This is a genomic window from Stenotrophomonas chelatiphaga, from assembly GCF_032054965.1.
Taxonomy (GTDB): domain Bacteria; phylum Pseudomonadota; class Gammaproteobacteria; order Xanthomonadales; family Xanthomonadaceae; genus Stenotrophomonas; species Stenotrophomonas chelatiphaga.
The window spans coordinates 156,872-178,301 of sequence record NZ_DAMBRS010000002.1 but is presented as its reverse complement, the minus strand read 5'-3'; the positions used below and the strand labels follow the sequence as shown (position 1 = coordinate 178,301).

Genomic DNA, 21,430 nt, shown 5'->3' with positions numbered 1-21,430 from the left:
CCCGCACATGCGCCCGAATTCACGGCCAGCGCCTATAATTGGCGGCGAGCCTTGAAGCCAGACCGCATGACCATCATCGAAGACACCCGTGCCGCCCTGGGCCTGCCCCAGATCCAGACGCTTGCCGCCGACGACATGGCCGCCGTCGATGCCCTGATCCGGCGCCGGCTCGCTTCGGACGTGGTGCTGATCAACCAGATCGCCGACCACATCATTTCGGCCGGCGGCAAGCGCCTGCGCCCGATGCTGGTGATGCTGGCCGGCCGCGCGGTCGGCGGCGCCGGCCCGGAACACCACCAGCTGGCCGCGATCATCGAGTTCATCCATACCTCCACCCTGCTGCACGACGACGTGGTGGACGAATCCAGCCTGCGCCGTGGCCGCAGCACCGCCAACGCGCTGTGGGGCAACGCGCCCAGCGTGCTGGTGGGCGATTTCCTGTACTCGCGCAGCTTCCAGCTGATGGTGGAACTGGACCGCATGCCGGTGATGCGGATCCTGGCCGACACCACCAACCGCATCGCTGAAGGTGAAGTACTGCAGCTGCTGCACGTGCATAACCCGGACACCGACGAGGCCGCCTACCTGCGCGTGATCGAGCGCAAGACCGCGGTGCTGTTCGCCGCCGGGACCCGGCTGGGCGCGCTGGCCAGCGGCGTTGACGAGGCCACCCAGCAGGCGCTGTACGACTACGGCATGGCGCTGGGGTATGCCTTCCAGATCGCCGATGACGTGCTGGATTATTCGGCCAACGCCGAAGAACTGGGCAAGAACCTGGGCGATGACCTGGCCGAAGGCAAGGCGACCCTGCCGCTGATCCATGCCATGGCCCATTCCGACGAGGCCACCCGCCAGCGCCTGCGCAGCATCGTGCAGGATGGCGACGCCAGTGCGATGCCCGAGGTGCTGGCAGCGATCCATGCCACCGGCGGGCTGGACTACAGCCGCAACCGCGCCGAGGAATACGCCGCCGCCGCCGAACGCGCGCTGGACGGCCTGGCCGACAACGATGCGGTAGCTGCCCTGCGCGGCCTGGCCCGCTACGCCGTCAGCCGCAGCCACTGACCCGGCAGCGCCGACCCAGCGTCTGACCGGTAGCGCCGACCCATGGTCGGCGAGCGCAGCGGCGCGGTGCAGCAGGCATGATCGCCAACGTCCCGCCGAGCACGGCTCGGCGCTACCTGCTCCACCCGCAGCAGTTCGCGGTCAAAGACCGATGCCGGGGATCGCGCTGATCAGGTCGGGGTCGAAACCGGCCAGTTCGGCGAAATGACGGCCGCGGGCGACGTAGTCGCGGTATACGCCATAACTGGGGGCGCCCGGTGACAGCAGCACCACCCCGCCAGCAGCGCCCAGCGCAGCGCGTGCCAGGGTCATTGCCTCGGCAAGGTCCTGCGCGGCGTGCAGGCCGAAGCGGCCGGCGTCGGCCAGCGGCTGCAGCAACGCGTTGATCCGCGGCCCGTTGGCACCCATGGTGACGATCTCCAGCGGCGGCTGATCGTGCGCCATGTGCTGGACGAAGTCACTCCAGTCCAGCCCGCGGTCATGCCCGCCCACCAGCAGTGCGATGCGCTGCCCGGCGAAGCAGTCCAATGCGGCCAGGCTCGCGTGCGGGGTGGTGCTGATCGAATCGTTGACGTAGACCACGCCCTCGCGCGCACCGATGCGCTGCAGCCGGTTGGGCAGCGGCCGGAAAGACTGCACCGCCGGCGCCAGCGCCACCGCGTCCAGCCCCAGCGCCTCGATGGCCGCCAGCACCGCACACAGGTTGCCGCGGTTGTGCCGTCCCGGCAGCGGCGTATCGCAGCTGTTGAATACCGGCTGTTCGCCGCGGTGCACGATGTCGCCCCGCATGTGCCAGCCGCGCGGCTGGTTGAACCAGATCACCTCGCTGTCTGGCAGGGTCAGCGCGGCAAGCTGCGGATCAGCCGCGTTGAGCACTGCGATGCGCGGCGCGCCTTCGGTGACCAGCGCCAGCTTGTCCTGGATGTAGCGCTGTTCGCTGCCGTGCCAGTCCAGGTGTTCAGGGAAGATGTTCAACACCACCGCGACCTGCGGATGCGCACCACTACGGGCGACCTCGCCGGTCTGGTAACTGGACAGCTCCACCGCCCAGTACGCCGGCGCCGGCCGGGGGTCCAGCACTTCCAGCAAGGGCAGGCCGATGTTGCCGACCAGCCCGGTGCGATGCCCCGCCGCGCGCAGCAGGTGCGCCAGCAGCGAGGTGGTGGTGCTCTTGCCCTTGGTACCCGTCACGCAGATCGTGTTGCCTACCGTGCCGTCAGCGGCGGCGTGTTCGGCGAACCACAACGCGGTGCCGCCGATGAACTGCGTGCCCTGTGCCAATGCCGCCTGCGCCACCGGCAGGTAGGGGCTGATGCCCGGCGATTTGATCACCACATCGAAGCCGGCCAGCTGATCCGCGCTGGGTTCGCCGCGGACATCCAGCGCGGTGCTGGCCTCCGCCCGCGCCGCGTCCATTTCGGCGGCCGGGCAGAACAACGTCAGCGGCAGCGCCGGCAGGCGCGCGCGCAGTACCGCGTAGGCCGCACGTCCCTCACGGCCCCAGCCCCACAACGCGACCCGCTTTCCCTCAAGCTGCGAAATTTTCACGCACCCGCTCCCACAACGCGGCCGGGATGCGATGCTCGCCCTGCAGTTCCAGCATCGGCTCCACGGCCAGTTCGTTGGCATCAAGCTGCGGCAGGATCTCGTTGCAGAAACGCTTCACCAGCGCGTCTTCCTTCCAGTCCGGGCGCGTGGCCAGCGTGGCCATCGCCGCGCGCGACTCCTTGCCCTCGCCCACGCATTCGAACGGCTTGTGGTCCTGGAATTCGAGCAGCGCGTCAAAGCCGCCGGCCTGGTCCAGGTCATCCAGCAAATTGCGGCCGAAGATGCGCACCAGCCGCGCCTTGGACATGAACGGTGCGAGCGCCAGGAACACGAAGTGGCACTTCGGGCACACCCCACACCAGCGGTTCACCGGACGCTCGCCGAGGATATGGAAATTGCGGTTGCAGCTGGAGAAATGCGCGTCGTAGAAATCGGTCTTGGCGAACTGGCGTGCAACCGCCAGTTCGGACATCGGCCGCAGCAGCGAGTAGTACTGCAGGTCGGCGGCGACATAGCGCTGTACGTGGCGGCCGAAGGCCTGCTCGAACGCCCAGCCTTTGGACCACTGGTGGTTGACCTCGCCGGTGCCCGGGATCTGGCTGCCATAGCTGGCCGAACGTTCGTTGGAAAACACCACCTGGTCCACGCCCTGCAGCAGCGCAGCCAGCACCATGATCGCCGAGTTCACCGCGGTCACCGGGATGTGCCCGTTCCAGGCCCCCTGGCGGTTGAGCTCGAACAGCTCCGGCGCCAGCGCGCGGCCCAGGTTGAGGGTCGGCAGGCCGGTACGCTCGGCGCAGGCGCGGATCAACTGTGAGCCGCCGATCCAGGTGACCGTCTCATCCACGCCGGCACGGCGCAGCGCTTCGATGCTGACCAGCGAATCCTTGCCCCCGCCGATGGCCACCAGCGCATGCGGCTGCAGGCCCAGCGCCGGCGCCGGCGCCACCTCGCCGGCCACCGGCAGGCGGAAGCGCCCGCGCAGGTTCAGGCCGTTGCGGTAGGCGAACTCGCCCAGCCCGTGCAGGTAGATGCTTTCCACCAGGGCTGCGGTTTCCGCGTCGATCGCATAGCCATCGATGGCCACCGTGTCCGGCACGCCCGCCTTGTAATAACTCACGCCGGCGATCAGATGCAGCAGTTGCAGCGCACGCTGTACCGCGGCGGCGCGCTCCGGCGACAGAGAGAACGGGGCGCCGGGCACGGTGATGGTTTCCACCATCTCCGGGCCGTGGTCGAAGGCGTAGACCAGGCGCGCCACGCCGGTGTCCGCGGCGAAATCGCAGCGGACGAAGCGGAAGCAGGCAACCTGGTGTTTATCGAAAGCAGTCATGGGGTATCCGGATCAGGCACGTTTGCGTGCGGGCACGCAGGCGGTTTTTGCAGGGGGGTGATGCGCAGCGACAGGCGCCGGCGCGAAGCAGGCGCCGCTCATTCCAGGATGTCCTCGCGCGGCATCGCACGCTGGTTGTAGGTGCTGGCCATCACGTAGCCATAGGCCCCTGCATCGGCCACCACCATCACATCGTCCGGTGCGGTGGACGCCGGCAGCTTGCGGCGCTTGCCGAACACATCGCTGGACTCGCAGATCGGCCCCACCACATCGAACGCGGCTTCGGCGTAGCCGCCCTGCCGGCTAAGGTTTTCGATGTCATGCCAGGCGTCATACAGCGCCGGCCGGATCAGGGTGTTCATGCCGGCATCCAGGCCGACACGGCGCACGCCCTCCTTTTCCACCACCTGGGTGCAGCGGGTCAGCAGCACGCCCGATTCGGCCACCAGGTAGCGGCCCGGTTCGATCGCCAGGCGGAACGCCGGATGCACGGCCTTGACCTCGGCCAGGCCCTCGGCCCAGGCCTCCAGGTCGAAGGGTTCGTCTTCTTCGCTGTAGGGGATCGGCATGCCGCCGCCGATGTCGATGGTCTGCACGGTGCCGATGCGGCGGGCGAAGCCGGCCAGCTCATCGCACATCAGGCGCCAGTGCTGCGCGGTTTCCACGCCGCTGCCCAGGTGCGCGTGCAGGCCGACGATGGTGGTGCCCAGCTCGGTGGCGGCACGCACGAATTCGTCCACGCGTGCCATCGGCAGGCCGAACTTGGATTCCTTGCCGCCGGTGCGCACCTTGGCATGGTGGCCTTCGCCACGGCCCAGGTCCACGCGCAGCCACAGTTCGCGGTTGCGGAACAGGTCCGGCCAGCGCTGCAGGGCTTCCACGTTGTCCACGGTGACGGTGACGCCGAGCGCGAACGCCGCCTCGAATTCTTCGCGGGGGCAGAAGCTGGGGGTGAACAGCACGCGCCTGGGCGACAGCCCCGGCAGCACATTGAACACGTGCTTCAGCTCACCGTGGGAGACGCACTCCAGGCCGAAGCCCTCGGCTTCCAGCGTCTCCAGGATGGCCGGATGGCTGTTGGCCTTGATCGCATAGTAGCGCTGGTCGATCGGCGTGATCGCAGCCAGCGCGCGCGCACGGGCGCGTACCGTCGGCAGGTGGTAGACATAGCGCGGCGTACCGGCTTCGGCCAGCTGCAGCAGGTGCGCACGCTGGCCACGCCACCACGGCGTGCCGCGCGGGCGCACGGTGCCGGCGATTTCACGCCAGCGCGGGCCGAACACCGCGGTTTCTTCCACCGGCATCGCACCGCTGTCGATCAGCTCGGCATGCAGGATCGGCAGCAGGCCGTCGGCGTCGGTCTCATCGATGACGAAGGTCAGGTTGAGGTCGTTGGACGACTGCGAAATCATGTGCACGCGCTCGCGGCCGAAGGTCGCCCAGACATCGGACAGCTTGTGCAGCAGCGAGCGCATGCCGCGGCCGACCAGGGTGATCGCCGCGCAGGGCACGATGATCTTGACCTTGCAGATCTGCGACAGGTCCGCCGACAGCGCGGCCAGCACATCGGTGTTGACCAGGTTTTCCGAGGGATCCAGCGACACGGTGACGTTGGTTTCGGCCGAACCGATCAGGTCCACCGACAGCCCATGCTTCTTGAACAGCCCGAATACATCGGCCAGGAAGCCGACCTGCTGCCACATGCCGATGCCTTCCATCGACACCAGCACGATGCCGTTGCGGCGGCTGATCGCCTTCACCCCCGGCACCGGCGCGGCACTGCCGTCGATGCTGGTACCAGGCAGTTCCGGGCGCTCGGTATCCAGGATGGCCATCGGCACGCCGGCATCGCGGCACGGCTTGATCGAGCGCGGATGCAGCACCTTGGCGCCGGTGGTGGCGATTTCCTGCGCTTCGTAATAATCCAGCCGGGTCAGCAGGCGGGCGTCGGGCACGTCCTTGGGATTGGCGCTGAACATGCCCGGCACGTCGGTCCAGATCTCTACGCGGCTGGCGCCGAGCAGCGCACCGAAGTACGCCGCCGAGGTATCCGAACCGCCCCGGCCGAGGATCGCGGTGCCGCCGTCGGCGTGCCGCGCGATGAAGCCCTGGGTGATCAGCAGGCGGGTCGGCTGCGCGCGGAAGCGCTGCGCCCATGCCTCGTCGGATTTCCACTGGCAGTTGACGGAAAGGCGCTGCGACCACGGGCTCTGGTTGGGCAGCGGCGGCAGCGCGTCCAGCCACTGCCGCGCATCCATCCAGCCCATGTCCAGGCCGTTCTGGTGCAGGTAGGCGGCACCGATGCTGGACGACAGCAGCTCGCCCTGGCCCAGTACCTCGGCCTGCCAGTCCAGCGTACGCGCGGCGGCGCGCGCATCGTCCAGCAGCGCCTGCAGCGCGGCCAGGCGTTCGCCCAGCACCGCGCGCGGCAGCTCCAGTTCGTCCAGAAAGGCCTGGTGGCGCTCGACCAGCGCGGCCACGCGCGTGCGGCTGTCAGCCGCGCCATCGGCGATGGCGGTCAGCTCGTTGGTCACCCCGGACAGCGCCGAAACCACTACCAGCACACGCGAGCCGGTCTCTTCCGCACGTTTTTTCGCCAGTTTCCCGATCGTGTCCCAGCGATGGCGACGCGACACCGAAGTGCCGCCGAACTTGAGTACGATCCAGCGATCGACAGGGGAAGAAACTGGCATGTAAGTATTCTGGTTATGGTGGGGGAGACCGCCCGCGAGGAGCGGAACCCCCGATTCTAAGCCCAAGACGCCGCCCATGACCGCCCACCGCTACCTTCAGCTTGATGTCTTCGCCCCGCGCCCCGGCACCGGCAACCCGCTGGGGGTGGTACTCGGCGCCGACACCCTGTCCCCCACAGCCATGCAGGCCCTCGCCGCGTGGCTGAACCTGTCCGAGACAGTGTTCTTCGTGGCACCCACCGCGCCGGGTGCGGATTACCACATCCGCATCTTCACCCCCGGCAGCGAGCTGCCCTTCGCCGGCCACCCCAGCGTCGGCGCGGCCTGGGCTGCGGTGACCAGCGGCCTGGCGATTCCGCGCGATGGCACGCTGCTGCAGCAGTGCGCCGCCGGCCTGCTGCCGGTGCGGGTGGACGGTCCGCATGCCGCGCCGACCATCCACCTGGCCAGCCCCACCGCCCGCCGCTGCGCGGTGGACCCCGGCGAGCTGCCGGCCAGCCTGCAGGCGCTGGGCGGGCCCGCGCAGGCCGCCGAACTGTGGGACAACGGCCCGCGCTGGTGGCTGCTCGCTGCGTGCGATGCCCGTGCCGTGCGCGAGCTGCGTCCCGACATGGCCGCCCTGCGCGACTGGACCAACGCCACCGATGCCACCGGCGTGGCGGTGTATGCGCACGAATGCGCCGACGGCCACGACCTGGTGGTGCGCGCGTTCTGCCCGGGCGATGCGGTGAACGTGCCGGAAGACCCGGTGACCGGCAGCGCCAACGCGCTGATTGCCAGCGTGCTGGCCCAGCGCCACCAGCTGCCCGGCCACGATGGCCGCTACATCGCCAGCCAGGGCCGCGAAATCGGCCGCGATGGCCGCGTGCACCTGCACGTGGACGGCGGCGGGGTGGCCTGGATCGGCGGACAGGTGCAGCCGGTCATCGACGGCACGGTGCACTGGTAAGCTGCGCGACCCCGTTACGGAGCCTGCCGATGACCACCCGCCGTTTCCTGCAGCTGGACGTATTCTCGCCTTCGCCGGGCGCTGGCAATCCGCTTGCCGTGGTGCTGGATGCGGAGGGCCTGGACGCGGCCGCAATGCAGGCCATCGCCCGCTGGACCCGGCTGCCGGAGACCACCTTCGTGTTCCCGCCGCAGGATGCGGCGAGCAGCTATCGCCTGCGGATGTTCAGCCCGCAGAAGGAAGTCCCGTTCGCCGGCCACCCCAGCATCGGCACCGCTCACGCGGTGCTTGAGGCCGCACTGGCCGTGCCGGTGGACGGGGTGCTGGTACAGGACGGCATTGCCGGAATGCTGCCGCTGCGCGTGCAGGGCGATGGCGCGCAGCGCCGTATCGCCATCCGCACCCCGCGCGCATCGGTCGCCGAGGTGGTCGACCCTGCCGATGCCCGGCTGGCCAGCGTCCTGCGTGGCTGGTCGCTGGGTGCCCTGCCGCCGGCACGCATGCAGGGCGGACGCAGCTGGTGGGTGGTGGAACTGACGGACGAAGCCGCGCTGCGCAGGCTGCAGCCTGATTGGGACGCGGTCGCGGCGCTGGCGGAATCCACCGACAGCATGGGCGTGTTCGCGTATGCGCGCTGCAGCGGTCAGGCATGGGACCTGGCCGTGCGTGCCTTCGTGGGCAACGGCAGGCGTTTCGAGGATGCGGCGTCGGGCGCGGCGAATGCGGTGCTGGCGGCATGGCTGGACGAGCGCGGCGCACTGCCCGGCGGACGTCGCGACTACGTGGTCAGCCAGGGCCGCGAGGTCGGCCACGATGCGCGCCTGCACCTGCATGTGGATGCAGAAGGCGAAGTGTGGTCCGGTGGCCAGGTGCAGACGGTCATCCGCGGCACGATCCATTGGTAGCAGGTGACAGGACGGCCAGCGGCCGTCCCTACCGGGTAAGCGGGACGGCCAGCGGCCGTCCCTGCCAGGCCTGCGGCGTCAGAGCAGCTCGGCTTCCAGCGCCACCGGTACCGCGCTGAGTGCCTTGGAGACCGGGCAGTTCTGCTTGGCGTCATCGGCGATGGCACGGAACTTCTCCGCCTCGATTCCCGGCACCTTGGCCTTGACCTTCAGCGTGATCTGCGAAAGCTGCGGGCCGCCTTCCATCGACAGGTCGACCTGGGCTTCGGTGTCCAGCGCCTCGGGCGGGAAGCCCGCTTCGGTCAGCTTGGCCGACAGCGCCATGGTGAAGCAGCCCGCATGCGCGGCGGCGATCAGTTCTTCCGGGTTGGTGCCCTTCTCATCACCGAAGCGGCTGCTGAAGGCATAGCGGGTATTGTCCAGCAGGCCACTCTGTGGCGTGCTCAACTGTCCCTTGCCTGTCTTCAGGTCACCTTCCCAGTGCGCGGTGGCGCGGCGCGAAATACCCATTGTGCAGCTCCTTCGGTTGAGTTCGGGACCTACCGTACGCAGGCCCGCGTTAGCGTCGCGTCGCTCTGCTGCGACGCGATGGCGCACGCCGTTCCGACGAACGGCCAGCATCGCGCGGCAGGGCCTCCGCCGTGACCGGAAAACCGGGTTTTTCCCTTCCAATTCCACGGCTTCAGTGCGATGCCCCAGCACCGGCTGGCGACCATGCCCCCCGACAAAGGTCGAGTGGCAGCGAAAAAAGCAGGCTTTTCCGCGTATAACCTATTGGCGGCGCGGTGTAGTTGCCCTACATTGCGCTTGCCGACGGGGTCGGCATGACCAAACAACCAACCGTTCACGGAACAGGAAACCATGGCAAAGACCGCTAAGAAGGCTGCCCCGAAGAAGGCAGTAAAGAAAGTTGCTACCAAGGCAGCCGCCAAGCCGGCCGCGCCGAAGCCGATCAAGGACGTGCTGACCAAGTCCGGCCTGGTTGCGCACATCGCTGAAGCGTCCGGCGTGGTCGCCAAGGACGTGTGCGCGGTGCTGGCCTCGCTGGAGACCGCCGTTGCCTCTTCGGTGCACAAGAAGGGCGCGGGCAGCTTCACCCTGCCGGGCCTGCTGAAGATCACCACCGTCAGCGTCGCCGCCAAGCCGAAGCGCAAGGGCATCAACCCCTTCACCAAGGAAGAGCAGTGGTTCGCCGCCAAGCCGGCCACCACCAAGCTCAAGGTGCGCCCGCTGAAGAAGCTCAAGGACGCCGCGCTCTAATCGCGCCGGCATACCGGGTTTCACCGCGAACGGGACGGCTGATGGCCGTCCCGTTCGTTTTTGCGGCGTCGCATGCGGGCCGCAACACAGTGTGCCGTTGCTGGCCGATGCCGCGCGCAGCGGTGCGAGGTGCTGTGCTGCAAGGCGTTGCGGCCGACGCGGGCGGCCCATCTGCGGGACAATGGAACACTGCGTGCAGCGGGCTTGGTCGTAGTGCCTGCATGGCAGCCCTATGGTGGATGCATCCCCCAATGGACGCCCGCCATGGCCAGCCCTTCCACCCGCTATCGCCTGACCGTTACGCCGATTGAAAAAGACGGCCTGCAGTGCAGCGGCCGTTGCACCATCGAAGTGGAACATCGCGCGCAGCGTGACTGGATGCGCCTGCTCGAGGGTGCCCCGCGGCTGGCGGGCTTCAGTGGCGATGAACGCGCGGCGGTGTTGATCGCCGCCCAGATCCTGCGCGATGTGGTGCAGCGTCACGTCGACGAACCCAACCATCCGCTGGCCGCGCACGCGGTGAAGCTCAATGCGGCGCTGGACGCTTTGGACAGCCTGCACGCCCCGGCGTGAGGGTGAGGCTGCAACAGCAACGGCAACGTCAGAAGCTGCAGGACTGCCTGTTGGCGGGGCGATGAGGCCGTGCAGGACACGCCGTTAACCCGTCCTTGGGGGCTCGCTGTTGCCATCCATGGCAACAGACGGTCCTGCACGGCCTCACCGCCCCGCCTTTGACAGGTTCATGGCGGCCTCGGGTTCTTGGTAGCGACGGCCCGCAGGGCGCAGGTGGGGGTGACCGGGATACCCGTGGTTGGCGGCATCCGGGGTGGAACCTGATGGCAGGCGCAAAGGTGCCTTGGCTACACTGCCTGCTTCCGTTCTGACGAGTGCGACCGATGCGCGGTGCCGGCTGGCTGTTCCCGATGCTGATGCTGCTGGGTGCGTGCCAGCGCGCGGCAGATGCTCCGCCTGCAGCGGACGTTGCGGTCGCCGGGCAACCCACAGACGCAGCGCCGGCCGGCACTTCCGCGGTTGGTGACGCCGATGCGCTGCCGCTTTTGGCGGCCGTCGCCGCTGATGCGCCGGATCCGGGCGCGGTGGTGCGTACCTACGCCGGCCACCTGCTGCGCCGCGATTTCGACAAGGCCGATGCCAGCTGGATGGTCGCCCCGCCTCCCGGGCGGGCAGACGATGTCGCACTGCGTTCGCTGCGCGATGTGCGTGACCTGCGGATCAGCACCCAGCCGCCGCAGGCGCGTGACCAGCAGCGCCCCACCCACCTGATCGAAGTGCCGGTGCGCGTGCGCGTGCTCACGGCCACCACCACCCTGCGTTACAGCGGCTGGTACCGTCTGGTGCCGGACCCGCAGCGCAGTGGCTGGCTGATCCAGGCGGCCCGCCTGCAGCCGGTGCTGGACTGACCGCTCCACCACCATGCACGCGCGGTTCAGTGCGACCGGCTATCTTCTGCATGTCTCCCTTTCAGATGGCCACGACCATGCGTCTTCGTCCGTTTTTCACCCGCTTGGCCACCGCCACGGTGCTGGTGGCCGCCGCCATCGGCGCGCAGGCCGCGCCGTCCATTGATGGCCGCCAGTTGTCGGTGGGTGCCGGCGACGTGCAGCAGTACCTGGAAAGCAGTTTCCCACGCACGCAGGACGCGCTCGGCGGGTTGATCGCACTGACCATGAGCCACCCGCAGCTGACGCTGCCGGCAGGCGAACGCCTGAACCTGGGCATGGATATCGCGCTGGCCACGGCGGGTGGCGCGCCGGCGAAGCTGGGCACGGTGAAACTGAGCAGCGGCCTGCGCTACGACCAGCAGACCCAGGGCTTCCACCTGCAGCAGCCCACCATGGAAGACTTCGTGCCGGCCCAGCAGGGCGCGCGCCTGGATTCGCGCACCAAGTCACTGCTCAACGCATGGCTGGGCGACTACGCACAGCGTGAGCCGATCTATCGGATCGACCCGGCCGTCGCCAGCCTGCTGGGCACCTTGCAGGTGCAGTCGGCACAGGTGAAGAACGGCCGCCTGCAGGTCACCTTCAACCAGGATCTCGGCACGATGGTGCCGCCGGGGTTGTTGGGCAAGTGAGGCGGCCGGGTGTCAGGCAGCGGACCGGCAGCGCCGGACCCTGCCCGGCGCTGCCAGTGAGCCTCAGGCGTCGAGTGCCTTTGCCAGGGCTTCGCTGAAAGCCGGAATATCGTCGGGCTTGCGGCTGGTGATCAGCGCTCCATCGACCACCACTTCCGCATCGCGCCACTGCGCGCCGGCGTTTTCAAGATCGAGGCGCACCGACGGCCACGACGTCACCTGCTTGCCCTTGGCCAGACCGGCATTGATCAGCAGCCACGGGCCGTGGCAGATCGCCGCCACCGGCTTGCCGGCGCTGCCGAAGGCTTCGATGAAGGCCAGCGCGGCTTCGTCGATGCGCAGGGTATCGGGGTTCATCTGGCCCCCGGGCAACAGCAGCGCGTCGAAGTCGTCCGCGTTGGCATCGGCCAGCGCCAGGTCGACGCTCACCGCTTCGCCCCAGTCTTTTTCTTTCCAGCCCTTGATGCTGCCTTCCTTGGCGGGGGACACCACGCGGGTGGTCGCGCCCCAGCCTTCGAGCAGTTTCTTCGGATCGGTCAGTTCGGACTGTTCGAAACCGTGCGTGGCCAGGATCGCGATCTTCTTGCCTTCAAGACGCTGTGCCATGGGGATGCTCCGATGTGTAAAGGAGCTGCCAGCATCACCGCCGGCCCATGTTCCGGCGGTGATACCGATGTGGACGAGGCGTGCAACTCAGCGCTTGGGCTGCAGCATGGTGCCGGTGCACTTCTTCGATCCGCAGCGGCACTCCCAGATCTTCTTCAGCCGCGCGGTGTGGCGCTCGGCCAGGGTGATGCCGTAGTTGTAGACCAGCTCCTCGCCCGGCGCGATATCGCGCAGTGCTTCGATGAACACCTTGTCTTCGCGCGTGTTGCCGTCCTCGCTTTCCTCGATCAACGCTTCGCAGTTCGGATCGCAGCTGTGGTTCATCCAGCGCGCCTCGTTGCCCTTGTAGTTGGCATCGATCACGTAGTCGTCGTTCAGGGTGAACAGGAAGGTGTGGCCACTTTCCACGTCGCCGCTGTCGTCGGCGTCAACGTCGGCGTGGCTGCGCAGCAGGCCCTTGTACTGGATCACCCGCTCACCCTGCTTCAGGGGCGCGATGGCGAACACGCCGTTGCCATGGATGGCGGATTTGCGGGCTTTGATCTTCTTCGGCATGGGCGCAGGGGGCGTTCTGGAAAGAGGAGCGTTGATTCTCCCTTAATCTTCGTGATTGCCAAAATCATGGCCAGGCCGCACCATTGCGCGCTCGCGGCGACCCCACGGGTCGGCGCCCCGGAAAGGCCTGGCTTGGACGCGGGCGCATAAAAGAGTACAATTTCGGTCCGCTTTGCAAATCAGCTGCAGACCCCCATGCTCCGCGTCACCAAGCTCACCGATTACGCCACCGTGGTGCTGACCGTGCTCGCCGCTCGTCCGGCCGAGGTGCTCAGTGCGACCGAGCTGGCCGAGTTCACCGGCCTGGAACCGCCGACCGTCAGCAAGGTGCTCAAGCCGCTGGCCCAGGCCGGGCTGGTCGAAGGCCTGCGCGGCGTCCGCGGCGGCTACCGGCTGACCCGCGCGCCCGGCGAAATCTCGCTGTTCGAGGTGGTCGAGGCCATGGAAGGTCCCTTGGCGCTGACCGAATGCAGCCACGACAACCACCAGTGCAACATGGCCCCCAAGTGCGGCGCGCGCAGCAGCTGGCGGCTGATCAACGACGTGGTGTCCGAGGCGCTGCGTGCGGTCACGCTCGCCCAGATCCTCTCCCCCCTTCCCCTTGTTGACGACTCCCAGCGCCGTGCCATCGCGGCCGCTGTCGTCTCCTGATCCACAGGCAGCCCCCATGGCCACCGACATCATCGATACCGTCGTCACCGACGACACCCCCAATCGCGAGATCCACGAGCAGCTTGGCCGCAAGTATTCGGCCGGCTTCATCACGGACATCGAATCGGATTCCCTGCCGCCGGGCCTGGACGAGGACACCATCCGCGCCCTGTCGGCGAAGAAGGAAGAGCCCGAGTGGATGACCGAGTGGCGCCTGCAGGCGTACCGCCATTTCCTCACCATGGCGATGCCGGACTGGGCCAAGCTGAAGATCGCGCCGATCGACCTGCAGGGGCTGAGCTACTACTCCGCGCCGAAGGGCCCGAAGTACGCCTCGCTGGACGATGTGCCCAAGGAACTGCTGGATACCTATGACAAGCTCGGCGTGCCGCTGCACGAGCGCGCCAAGCTGGCCGGCGTGGCGGTGGATGCGGTGTTCGATTCGGTGTCCGTCGGCACCACCTTCCGCAAGGAACTGGCCGAAAAGGGCGTGATCTTCTGCTCCATGTCCGAAGCGATCAAGGAGCACCCGGAGCTGGTCAGGCAGTACCTGGGCACCGTGGTGCCGGTCGGTGACAACTATTTCGCCGCGCTCAATTCGGCGGTGTTCTCCGATGGCAGCTTCGTGTTCATCCCCAAGGGCGTGCGCTGCCCGATGGAACTGAGCACCTATTTCCGCATCAACGCCGGCCACACCGGGCAGTTCGAACGCACGCTGATCATCTGCGAAGACAAGGCGTACGTGTCCTACCTGGAAGGCTGCACCGCGCCGATGCGCGATGAGAACCAGCTGCATGCCGCGGTGGTGGAACTGGTCACGCTGGAAGATGCGGAGATCAAGTATTCGACGGTGCAGAACTGGTACCCGGGCGATGAGAACGGCGTCGGCGGCATCTACAACTTCGTCACCAAGCGTGCCGAATGCCGTGGCGCGCGCAGCAAGGTCACCTGGACCCAGGTCGAGACCGGTTCGGCGATCACCTGGAAGTACCCTTCCTGCGTGCTGCTGGGCGATGACTCGGTGGGCGAATTCCACTCGGTGGCGTTGACCCATCACCGCCAGCAGGCCGACACCGGCACCAAGATGATCCACGTCGGCAAGCGCACCAAGAGCAAGATCATCAGCAAGGGCATCAGCGCCGGTCGCGGCCAGAACACCTACCGTGGCCTGGTGAAGATCGAGCGTGGTGCCGAAGGCGCGCGCAACTACACCCAGTGCGATTCGCTGCTGATCGGCAAGAAGTGCGGCGCGCACACCTTCCCGTACATCGAGGTCAAGAACCCCGCTGCGACGGTGGAACACGAAGCGACGACCTCGAAGATCTCCGACGACCAGCTGTTCTACTGCCGCGCGCGTGGCATCAGCCAGGAAGACGCGGTGTCGCTGATCGTGGACGGCTTCTGCAAGCAGGTCTTCCGCGAACTGCCGATGGAGTTCGCGGTGGAAGCCAAGAAGCTGCTCGACGTCTCGCTGGAAGGTTCGGTGGGCTGACCCCCGCCCTGCCCCCGCGTATTGCATTCGAACCAAAACATCATTGGCGGGCCCCGGGCCCGCACCACGGAAACCCCCACCATGCTGAAGATCGACAACCTCCACGCGCGCATCGGCGACAAGGAAATCCTCAAGGGCCTGTCGCTGGACGTAAAGCCCGGCCAGGTGCACGCCATCATGGGCCCCAACGGTGCCGGCAAGTCCACGCTGGGCAACGTGCTGTCCGGCCGTGAAGGCTATGACGTGAGCGAAGGCAGCGTGCAGTTCGAAGGCAGCGACCTGCTGCAGCTGTCGCCGGAAGAGCGCGCGGCGGCCGGCCTGTTCCTGGCCTTCCAGTACCCGGTGGAAATCCCCGGCGTCAACAACACCTACTTCCTGCGCGCGGCGCTGAATGCACAGCGCAGGGCGCGCGGCCAGGAGGAGCTGGATTCCATGCAGTTCCTGAAGCTGGTGCGGCAGAAGCTGGCCGTGCTGCACCTGAAGGACGAACTGCTGCACCGTGGCGTCAACGAAGGCTTCTCCGGTGGCGAGAAGAAGCGCAACGAGATCTTCCAGCTGGCCGTGCTGGAGCCGAAGCTGGCGATCCTGGACGAAACCGATTCCGGCCTGGACATCGATGCGCTGAAGAGCGTCGCCGACGGCGTCAACGCACTGCGCAGCCCGGAGCGTTCGTTCCTGGTCATCACCCACTACCAGCGCCTGCTGGACTACATCAAGCCGGATTTCGTGCACGTGCTGGCCGATGGCCGCATCGTGCAGTCCGGTGGACCGGAGCTGGCGCTGCAGCTGGAACAGCACGGTTACGACTTCCTGAAGAACCGCGTGGTGCCGGAGGCAGCGGTCTGATGAGCGCATTGCTGGATTCATTGGCCGCCACGTTCTGCGGCAGCGACGCGCGCCGCGACGTGCTCGATGCCGCGCTGCGCGATGGCCTGCCTGGCCCGCGCACCGAGGCCTGGAAATACACCTCGCTGCGCCAGCTGGAGCGTCGCAGCTTCGGCGCTGCCCCGCTGGCACCGCCGACGCTGGATGTCTCCCTGCTCGATGACATTCCCGCCCCGCGCCTGGTATTCGTCAACGGTCGCCTGCACGACGGCCTGAGCGACACCCACGGCCTGCCGGCCGGCGTGCAGCTGGAGCCGCTGTCGGCCGCGTTGGCCGCCGACGAAGCTGGCGCGCGCGTGCTGGCCCGCCGCTATGAGCGCGGCGATGAAATCTTCGCCCGCCTGAACGCGGCACTGGCCGATGAAGGCGTGGTGCTGCGGGTGGACGAAGGCGTGCAGGTGGACGTGCCGCTGCAGCTGGTGTTCGCCAGCGTGGCCACCGGCAGCGACCTGGCCTGGCACCACCGCTCGCTGATCGAACTGCGTGCCGGGGCCAGCCTGGGCATCGTCGAACACCACCTGCAGGCCGGTGATGGCGCCCACCTGGACAACAGCGTGGTGCATGTCCACCTTGCCCGCGAGGCGGTGCTCAAGCATGCCCGCCTGCAGGCCGGCAGCACGCGCCAGACCAGCTTCCTGCGCACCGACGCGGTGCTGGCGCGCGATGCGCAGTACCACCGCGTGGACCTGGAACTGGGCGCCGCGCTGAGCCGCCATGAGCTCAACGTGCGACTGGAAGGCGACAACGCACAGCTGACCGCCAATGGCGTGCTGCTGGGCACCGGCCGCCGCCACGTGGATACCCGCCTGGGCATCGAACACATCGCGCGTGACACCAACTGCGAACTGCTGTGGCGCGGCGTGGCCGCCAACCGCAGCCGCGTGGTCTTCCACGGCGGCATCCACATCCGCGAAGGGGCCGACGGCACCGACGCCAACCTGTCCAACAAGAACCTGCTGCTGTCGGCTGACGCCGAGATCGATACCCAGCCCACGCTGGTGATCGACGCCGAAGAGGTCAAGGCCGCGCACGGCGCCACCGTCGGCCAGCTCGATGCCAATGCGCTGTTCTACCTGCGTTCGCGCGGGTTGCCGCAGGAACAGGCGCAGGCCCTGCTCAGCGCTGCGTTCTGCCACGAGCCGCTGAAGATCCTGCCGGACGCACTGCGCGAGCAGCTGGGTCGCCGGCTGGACCGCGCCCTGTCCGAGGCGGGCGTGGCATGAACCTGTCCACGCCGCGCCCGCAGGCCGACACCGGCGCCGCCCCGGACTGGGACCGCGTGCGGCTGGACTTCCCGCTGCTGATGCGCGAAGTGCACGGCAAGCCGCTGGTCTATTTCGACAACGCCAACACCGGCCAGAAACCGGTGCAGGTGATCGGTGCGGTGGATGAGTTCTACCGCCGCTACAACGCCAACGTCAGCCGTGCGGTGCATGCGCTGGGCACCGAGGCCACCGACGCCTACGAAGGCGCACGCACCAAGCTGGCGCGCTTCCTCAACGTGCGCGCCAGCGAGCTGGTGCTGTGCAGCGGCACCACCTTCGCCCTCAACCTGGTCGCCTATTCGTGGGCATTGCCGCGGCTGAAGGCAGGCGATGTCATCCTGGTCTCGCGGATGGAACACCACGCCAACATCGTGCCGTGGCAGCTGGTGGCCGAACGCACCGGCGCCAGCGTGCGCGTGGCCGAGATCAGCCCGGATGGATCGCTGGACCTGGACGCCCTGCGCCGCGCCATGACCGCCGAGGTCAAGCTGCTGGCCGTGGCCCATGTATCCAACGTGCTGGGCACGGTGAACCCGGTGCGCGAGATCTGCCGCGAAGCCCGCAAGCGCGGCATCATCACCGTGGTCGACGGCTCGCAGGCGGTGCCGCACCGCAAGGTCGACGTGGCCGCGATCGGCTGTGATTTCTACGCGATCACCGGCCACAAGATGTGCGGACCGACCGGCACCGGCGCGCTTTGGGCCCGCCGTGAGCACCTGGATGCCATGCCGCCGTTCCTCGGCGGTGGCGAAATGATCAAGGAAGTCAGCTTCGAGGGCACCGTGTTCAACGAGGCCCCGCACAAGTTCGAAGCCGGCACGCCGAACATCGCCGGCTTCATCGGGCTGGGCGTGGCGGTGGATTACCTGGAATCGCTGGGCCTGGCGCACGTGGAAGCCCGCGAAGCCGAGCTGCTGGCGCACTTCACCGAGGAACTGCAGAAGATCGACGGCCTGCGCATCTTCGGCACCGCGCCGGAGAAGGCGGCCGTGGTGTCCTTCCTGGTCGAGGGCGCGCACGCCCACGACCTGGCCACCCTGCTGGACCTGGAAGGCGTTGCGATCCGATCGGGCCAGCACTGCGCGCATCCGCTGCTGCAGTATTACGGCGTCGCCGCGACCTGCCGCGCCTCGTTGGCGTTCTACAACACGCACGAAGAAATCGAGCGCTTCATCGTGGCGCTGAACAAGGTCCGCAAGCTGCTGGGTTGAGAAGAAGGGGTCAGAGCCGGGGTGTCGCGCTTGCCTGATGTGCATCGGGCCGCGTGGCTGGATGCTGTGCAGGCCATCCGGCGTCCCAGGAGTTGCATCGATGATCCGTCCATTTGCACTTGCCGTGCTGCTGTCGATCCCCTTCGCGGCGCTCGCCGCGTCCTGCGAGCAGTCTGTGCACAGAACCGTGCTCGAGACCCGCAAGGCTGGCCGGACCGTGATGTTCACGTTCCCGTCCGCGCCCGGGCCGGCAGCAGCCGATCAGCGCGAGAGCGAGCACCTGGATTGGGTCCGCGCCCATACCTCCCTGGATGCCAGGCAGATCCTGGTAAACCATGACGATATCCTGCGCGACGCCTTGCCCCGTGTCCCACCGGGCAGTGAATTGCGCGCGTCGCTTGAGAAGGCCATCCGCAACAACGAACGCATCCTGTCGGGTGCGATCGGCCGCTTCCGTGCTCCCGCCTGTATGGACCAGGTCGCTTTCCGAGAATTCCTGCATCTTGTCGACCTGACGAAGCGTCCCCAGGAGTTCCTTGGCTCTATTTACAGCAAAGGCATGGCCAAGGTGATGGTCGCCGATTTCGACGACAAGCCAGGCGACGTGATCGGGGCACGACCCTCGGCGCGTCTGCTTGCCGAAAGGGCCCGGCTGCAGCAGGAGGGCTGGACATATCAGGTTCACCTGCACAACCACCCCTTCGTCTTCGACAATCCGTATGGGGACATCGGCCCCATCGTGCCGAGCGCGCCGGACATAGGGAGCTACAAGAGCGGATCCCCCCTCGCCGCATGGATCACCAATGGCGTGGACGTCTTCGAGCTTGAACGCGACGAGTATCAGCGATTGGAGTAGGCCCGGCCTGTCGCCTGCCCGCGGGCGGATTTACACTAGGGCGCATGACCACGCTGACCTTCCGGGCCGCCACGCCGGCCGACATTCCTGCCCTGATCGGCCTCGTCACCTCGGCCTACCGTGGCGACGCCAGCCGGGCCGGCTGGACCACCGAAGCGGACATCCTGGACGGTGCCCGCATCGATGCCGAGGGCCTTCAGGCTGACATCGCGCGTCCGCGCTCGACCATCCTGCTCGCCGAGCGCGATGGCCAGCTGCTGGCCTGCGCCCACGTCGCCGACGGCGGCGAGCACGGCTATTTCGGCATGTTCGCCGTGGACCCCGCCCAGCAGGGCAGCGGGCTGGGCAAGCAGGTCATTGCCGAAGCGGAGGCCCATGGCGTTCGCGAGTGGGGCCTGACCAGCATGCTGATGACCGTGATCGACATCCGCGAGGAGCTGATCGCCTTCTACGAGCGCCGCGGCTACCAGCGCACCGGCATCAAGAAGCCGTTCCCTTATGGCGACGAGCGGTTTGGCATTCCCAGGCGCGATGACCTGCAGTTCGAGATCCTGGAAAAGCACCTGCCGGGGGCGACGCGATGAGCGGGGCCTGGACCTTCGTCTGCGCCAGCAACGAGCTGCTGCCCGGCGAAATGAAAAGCGTGTTCGACGAGGTCACTGGCACTCCGATCGTGGTGTTCAACCTGGACGGCGACCTGTACGCGCTGGAAGACCAGTGCACGCATGAAGAATTCGAGCTGTCCTCCGGCGAGTTCAACAGCGCCGAAGGCAGCATCGAGTGCGTGCTGCACGGCGCCCGCTTCGACGTGCGCGATGGCCGGGCGCTGTGTGCCCCCGCGTACAGCCCGGCGCCGAAGTTCCCGGTAAAGCGCGAACACGACGCGGTCTGGACGCGGGACGACCGCGACTAGCCTAGTGACGGCGCAGCGACGCCTGCGCAACGGGCACCTGGCCGGCGCACGCAGTGCCTTGCTCGTACACCCACTGCGCCAGGTAAAGGTCGAGTACCGGCAGCCCCACGCAGGTCATCAAGGCCGGACGCGGGAGGCGCGTAAGACCCTGCAGCGCGCGGTCATGCAGGCTGCGGATCCTGAACAGTCCCGCCAGGTCGGACAGCCGCAGGTTCTGACGCGCGAAGTACAGCGGCAGGCTCTGCGAACTGCGGTGACACACGCTTGCCACGTCGTCGCAGAGCACCGTACCGCGCCCCAGCGTGCGTTCGATGAAGGCGGCCGGCAGCTCGTCCCCCCCCAGATGCAGCACCACCGCATCGTCGTGCAGCCTGTCGGCCGGCACGATGGGCGCGCCGGCGTTGGTAGCGGTGATCAGCAGATCGGCGTGTCCCGGGTCGTCCCCGCCGCGGCAGACCTCCAGCCCGGTGCGCGCGGCTGCCGCCGCAGCGAATGACCGTGCGCTCGACGGCCGGCGGCTGCAGACCTCGATCCGGCTGATGCGGTCGGCATGATGGGCATGAAGGTCATCGACAACGCAGTCGGCAATGGGCCCGGCGCCATACAGGCGGACCGAAAGCCGCTGCTTGTCGGCGAGCAGCTGGTCGACCGCCAGCGAGGCATAGGCGCCGGTCCGTTGCGCCGACAGGCCGGTGCCGTTGAACTGGGCAAGCGGGGTCATGGTCAGCTTGTCGTACAGGATCAGCTGCGACTGCGAACGCGGAAGGCCCAGCGCGTGGTTGCACCCGTTGGAGCCGACGATCTTCACCGCGCAGTACCTGGCATTTGCACTCACCAGCGCGTTGAGTTTCCAGTTCAGTCGCTGGTTGCCCGGGCACACGTCGGCCGCCGTTTGCCCCAACAGCAGCGCCAGCTCATGGTCATGGGGCTGCAGCACCACCTTGCTCCCATAGGCGATGCCCTCGCCCATGTCGGCAATGGCGCGGCGGACCAGCCTGCCGGTGGTTCGTGGATCCAGGCCGTCCTGCGGCATGGTGTCGGATTCGGGGAGTGCCGATAGATCCCCATTGTCAGGCGGAAAATGCATGGCAAGCGACCAGGTGAGCCGGAATTGGCGTGGCAGAGGCTAACGGCGCCTGCCCTGCGCA

Annotated in this window: 22 protein-coding genes; 15 read left to right on the top strand and 7 right to left on the bottom strand. The window is 67.6% G+C overall.

Annotation, left to right across the window (positions count from 1 at the left end):
* Positions 1–66: 66 nt before the first annotated feature.
* Positions 67–1,065: a polyprenyl synthetase family protein gene (locus RTX79_RS05365; RefSeq protein ID WP_057507036.1), complete on the top strand. Its 999-nt coding sequence runs from the start codon at positions 67–69 to the stop codon at positions 1,063–1,065.
* Positions 1,066–1,206: 141 nt separating this feature from the next.
* On the opposite strand, the gene murD is transcribed toward RTX79_RS05365, so the two are convergent.
* The 3 genes from murD to RTX79_RS05350 all read right to left on the bottom strand — a co-directional run bounded on the left by murD (position 1,207) and on the right by RTX79_RS05350 (position 6,639).
* The gene (gene murD / locus RTX79_RS05360) at positions 1,207–2,613 is read right to left on the bottom strand and encodes a UDP-N-acetylmuramoyl-L-alanine--D-glutamate ligase (RefSeq protein ID WP_312682461.1); all 1,407 of its coding nucleotides are present in this window, start codon (positions 2,611–2,613) and stop codon (positions 1,207–1,209) included.
* A complete protein-coding gene (gene murL, locus RTX79_RS05355; RefSeq protein ID WP_312682459.1) occupies positions 2,594–3,946 on the bottom strand; it encodes a UDP-N-acetyl-alpha-D-muramoyl-L-alanyl-L-glutamate epimerase in 1,353 nt (450 codons plus the stop codon). Before murL ends, murD begins: the two co-directional genes overlap by 20 nt.
* A 98-nt stretch (positions 3,947–4,044) precedes the next feature.
* On the bottom strand, positions 4,045–6,639 hold the full coding sequence (locus RTX79_RS05350) for a bifunctional aspartate kinase/diaminopimelate decarboxylase (RefSeq protein ID WP_312682458.1): 2,595 nt from the start codon (positions 6,637–6,639) through the stop codon (positions 4,045–4,047).
* Between the two features lie 76 nt (positions 6,640–6,715).
* On the opposite strand from RTX79_RS05350, the gene RTX79_RS05345 reads away from it, so the two are divergent.
* A complete protein-coding gene (locus tag RTX79_RS05345; RefSeq protein WP_312682456.1) occupies positions 6,716–7,588 on the top strand; it encodes a PhzF family phenazine biosynthesis protein in 873 nt (290 codons plus the stop codon).
* A 29-nt stretch (positions 7,589–7,617) separates the two neighbouring features.
* Positions 7,618–8,493 carry a PhzF family phenazine biosynthesis protein gene (locus RTX79_RS05340; RefSeq protein ID WP_312682454.1) on the top strand — a complete coding sequence of 292 codons (876 nt, stop codon included), beginning with the start codon at positions 7,618–7,620 and terminating at the stop codon, positions 8,491–8,493.
* Between the two features lie 78 nt (positions 8,494–8,571).
* Here RTX79_RS05340 and RTX79_RS05335 read toward each other — a convergent pair whose 3' ends face one another.
* The gene (locus tag RTX79_RS05335; protein ID WP_057507030.1) at positions 8,572–9,003 is read right to left on the bottom strand and encodes an OsmC family protein; all 432 of its coding nucleotides are present in this window, start codon (positions 9,001–9,003) and stop codon (positions 8,572–8,574) included.
* Positions 9,004–9,354: 351 nt separating this feature from the next.
* Between RTX79_RS05335 and RTX79_RS05330 the strand changes: the two genes are divergently transcribed.
* From RTX79_RS05330 to RTX79_RS05315, 4 genes are all read left to right on the top strand, one after another.
* A complete protein-coding gene (locus RTX79_RS05330; RefSeq protein ID WP_312682451.1) occupies positions 9,355–9,753 on the top strand; it encodes an HU family DNA-binding protein in 399 nt (132 codons plus the stop codon).
* 264 nt (positions 9,754–10,017) lie between these two features.
* Positions 10,018–10,326, top strand: coding sequence for a DUF3861 family protein (locus RTX79_RS05325; RefSeq protein ID WP_123700475.1), 309 nt, complete (start codon positions 10,018–10,020; stop codon positions 10,324–10,326).
* Positions 10,327–10,649: 323 nt separating this feature from the next.
* Positions 10,650–11,174, top strand: a complete 525-nt coding sequence (locus RTX79_RS05320; RefSeq protein WP_312682448.1) for a hypothetical protein — start codon at positions 10,650–10,652, stop codon at positions 11,172–11,174.
* Positions 11,175–11,251: 77 nt separating this feature from the next.
* A complete protein-coding gene (locus RTX79_RS05315) occupies positions 11,252–11,848 on the top strand; it encodes a DUF1439 domain-containing protein (protein ID WP_312682446.1) in 597 nt (198 codons plus the stop codon).
* 63 nt (positions 11,849–11,911) lie between these two features.
* Here the strand turns inward: RTX79_RS05315 and RTX79_RS05310 are convergent, their stop codons facing one another.
* A complete protein-coding gene (locus tag RTX79_RS05310; protein ID WP_312682444.1) occupies positions 11,912–12,454 on the bottom strand; it encodes a type 1 glutamine amidotransferase domain-containing protein in 543 nt (180 codons plus the stop codon).
* An 87-nt stretch (positions 12,455–12,541) separates the two neighbouring features.
* The gene (locus RTX79_RS05305) at positions 12,542–13,009 is read right to left on the bottom strand and encodes an SET domain-containing protein (RefSeq protein ID WP_057508052.1); all 468 of its coding nucleotides are present in this window, start codon (positions 13,007–13,009) and stop codon (positions 12,542–12,544) included.
* A gap of 195 nt (positions 13,010–13,204) precedes the next feature.
* Here RTX79_RS05305 and RTX79_RS05300 point away from each other — a divergent pair, with 195 nt between their 5' ends.
* The 8 genes from RTX79_RS05300 (at position 13,205) to RTX79_RS05265 (ending at position 20,282) form a co-directional block, all read left to right on the top strand.
* Positions 13,205–13,660, top strand: coding sequence for an SUF system Fe-S cluster assembly regulator (locus RTX79_RS05300; protein ID WP_042615235.1), 456 nt, complete (start codon positions 13,205–13,207; stop codon positions 13,658–13,660).
* Between the two features lie 16 nt (positions 13,661–13,676).
* Positions 13,677–15,152, top strand: a complete 1,476-nt coding sequence (gene sufB / locus RTX79_RS05295) for a Fe-S cluster assembly protein SufB (protein ID WP_057508053.1) — start codon at positions 13,677–13,679, stop codon at positions 15,150–15,152.
* 81 nt (positions 15,153–15,233) lie between these two features.
* Complete coding sequence (sufC, locus tag RTX79_RS05290) at positions 15,234–15,998, top strand: Fe-S cluster assembly ATPase SufC (RefSeq protein ID WP_312682441.1); 765 nt, start codon at positions 15,234–15,236, stop codon at positions 15,996–15,998.
* The gene (gene sufD, locus RTX79_RS05285; RefSeq protein WP_312682439.1) at positions 15,998–17,260 is read left to right on the top strand and encodes a Fe-S cluster assembly protein SufD; all 1,263 of its coding nucleotides are present in this window, start codon (positions 15,998–16,000) and stop codon (positions 17,258–17,260) included. The genes sufC and sufD overlap by 1 nt, the downstream gene beginning before the upstream one ends.
* On the top strand, positions 17,257–18,513 hold the full coding sequence (locus tag RTX79_RS05280; RefSeq protein ID WP_312682436.1) for a cysteine desulfurase: 1,257 nt from the start codon (positions 17,257–17,259) through the stop codon (positions 18,511–18,513). Before sufD ends, RTX79_RS05280 begins: the two co-directional genes overlap by 4 nt.
* A gap of 100 nt (positions 18,514–18,613) precedes the next feature.
* Entirely contained in the window at positions 18,614–19,369 is a 756-nt protein-coding gene (locus RTX79_RS05275; protein ID WP_312682433.1) for a hypothetical protein, read from the top strand.
* Between the two features lie 44 nt (positions 19,370–19,413).
* Positions 19,414–19,953, top strand: coding sequence for a GNAT family N-acetyltransferase (locus tag RTX79_RS05270; RefSeq protein WP_312682430.1), 540 nt, complete (start codon positions 19,414–19,416; stop codon positions 19,951–19,953).
* Positions 19,950–20,282 carry a non-heme iron oxygenase ferredoxin subunit gene (locus RTX79_RS05265; RefSeq protein ID WP_057508058.1) on the top strand — a complete coding sequence of 111 codons (333 nt, stop codon included), beginning with the start codon at positions 19,950–19,952 and terminating at the stop codon, positions 20,280–20,282. The genes RTX79_RS05270 and RTX79_RS05265 overlap by 4 nt, the downstream gene beginning before the upstream one ends.
* 1 nt (position 20,283) lies before the next feature.
* Here RTX79_RS05265 and RTX79_RS05260 read toward each other — a convergent pair whose 3' ends face one another.
* Positions 20,284–21,369: a hypothetical protein gene (locus RTX79_RS05260; protein ID WP_312682427.1), complete on the bottom strand. Its 1,086-nt coding sequence runs from the start codon at positions 21,367–21,369 to the stop codon at positions 20,284–20,286.
* Positions 21,370–21,430 lie beyond the last annotated feature (61 nt).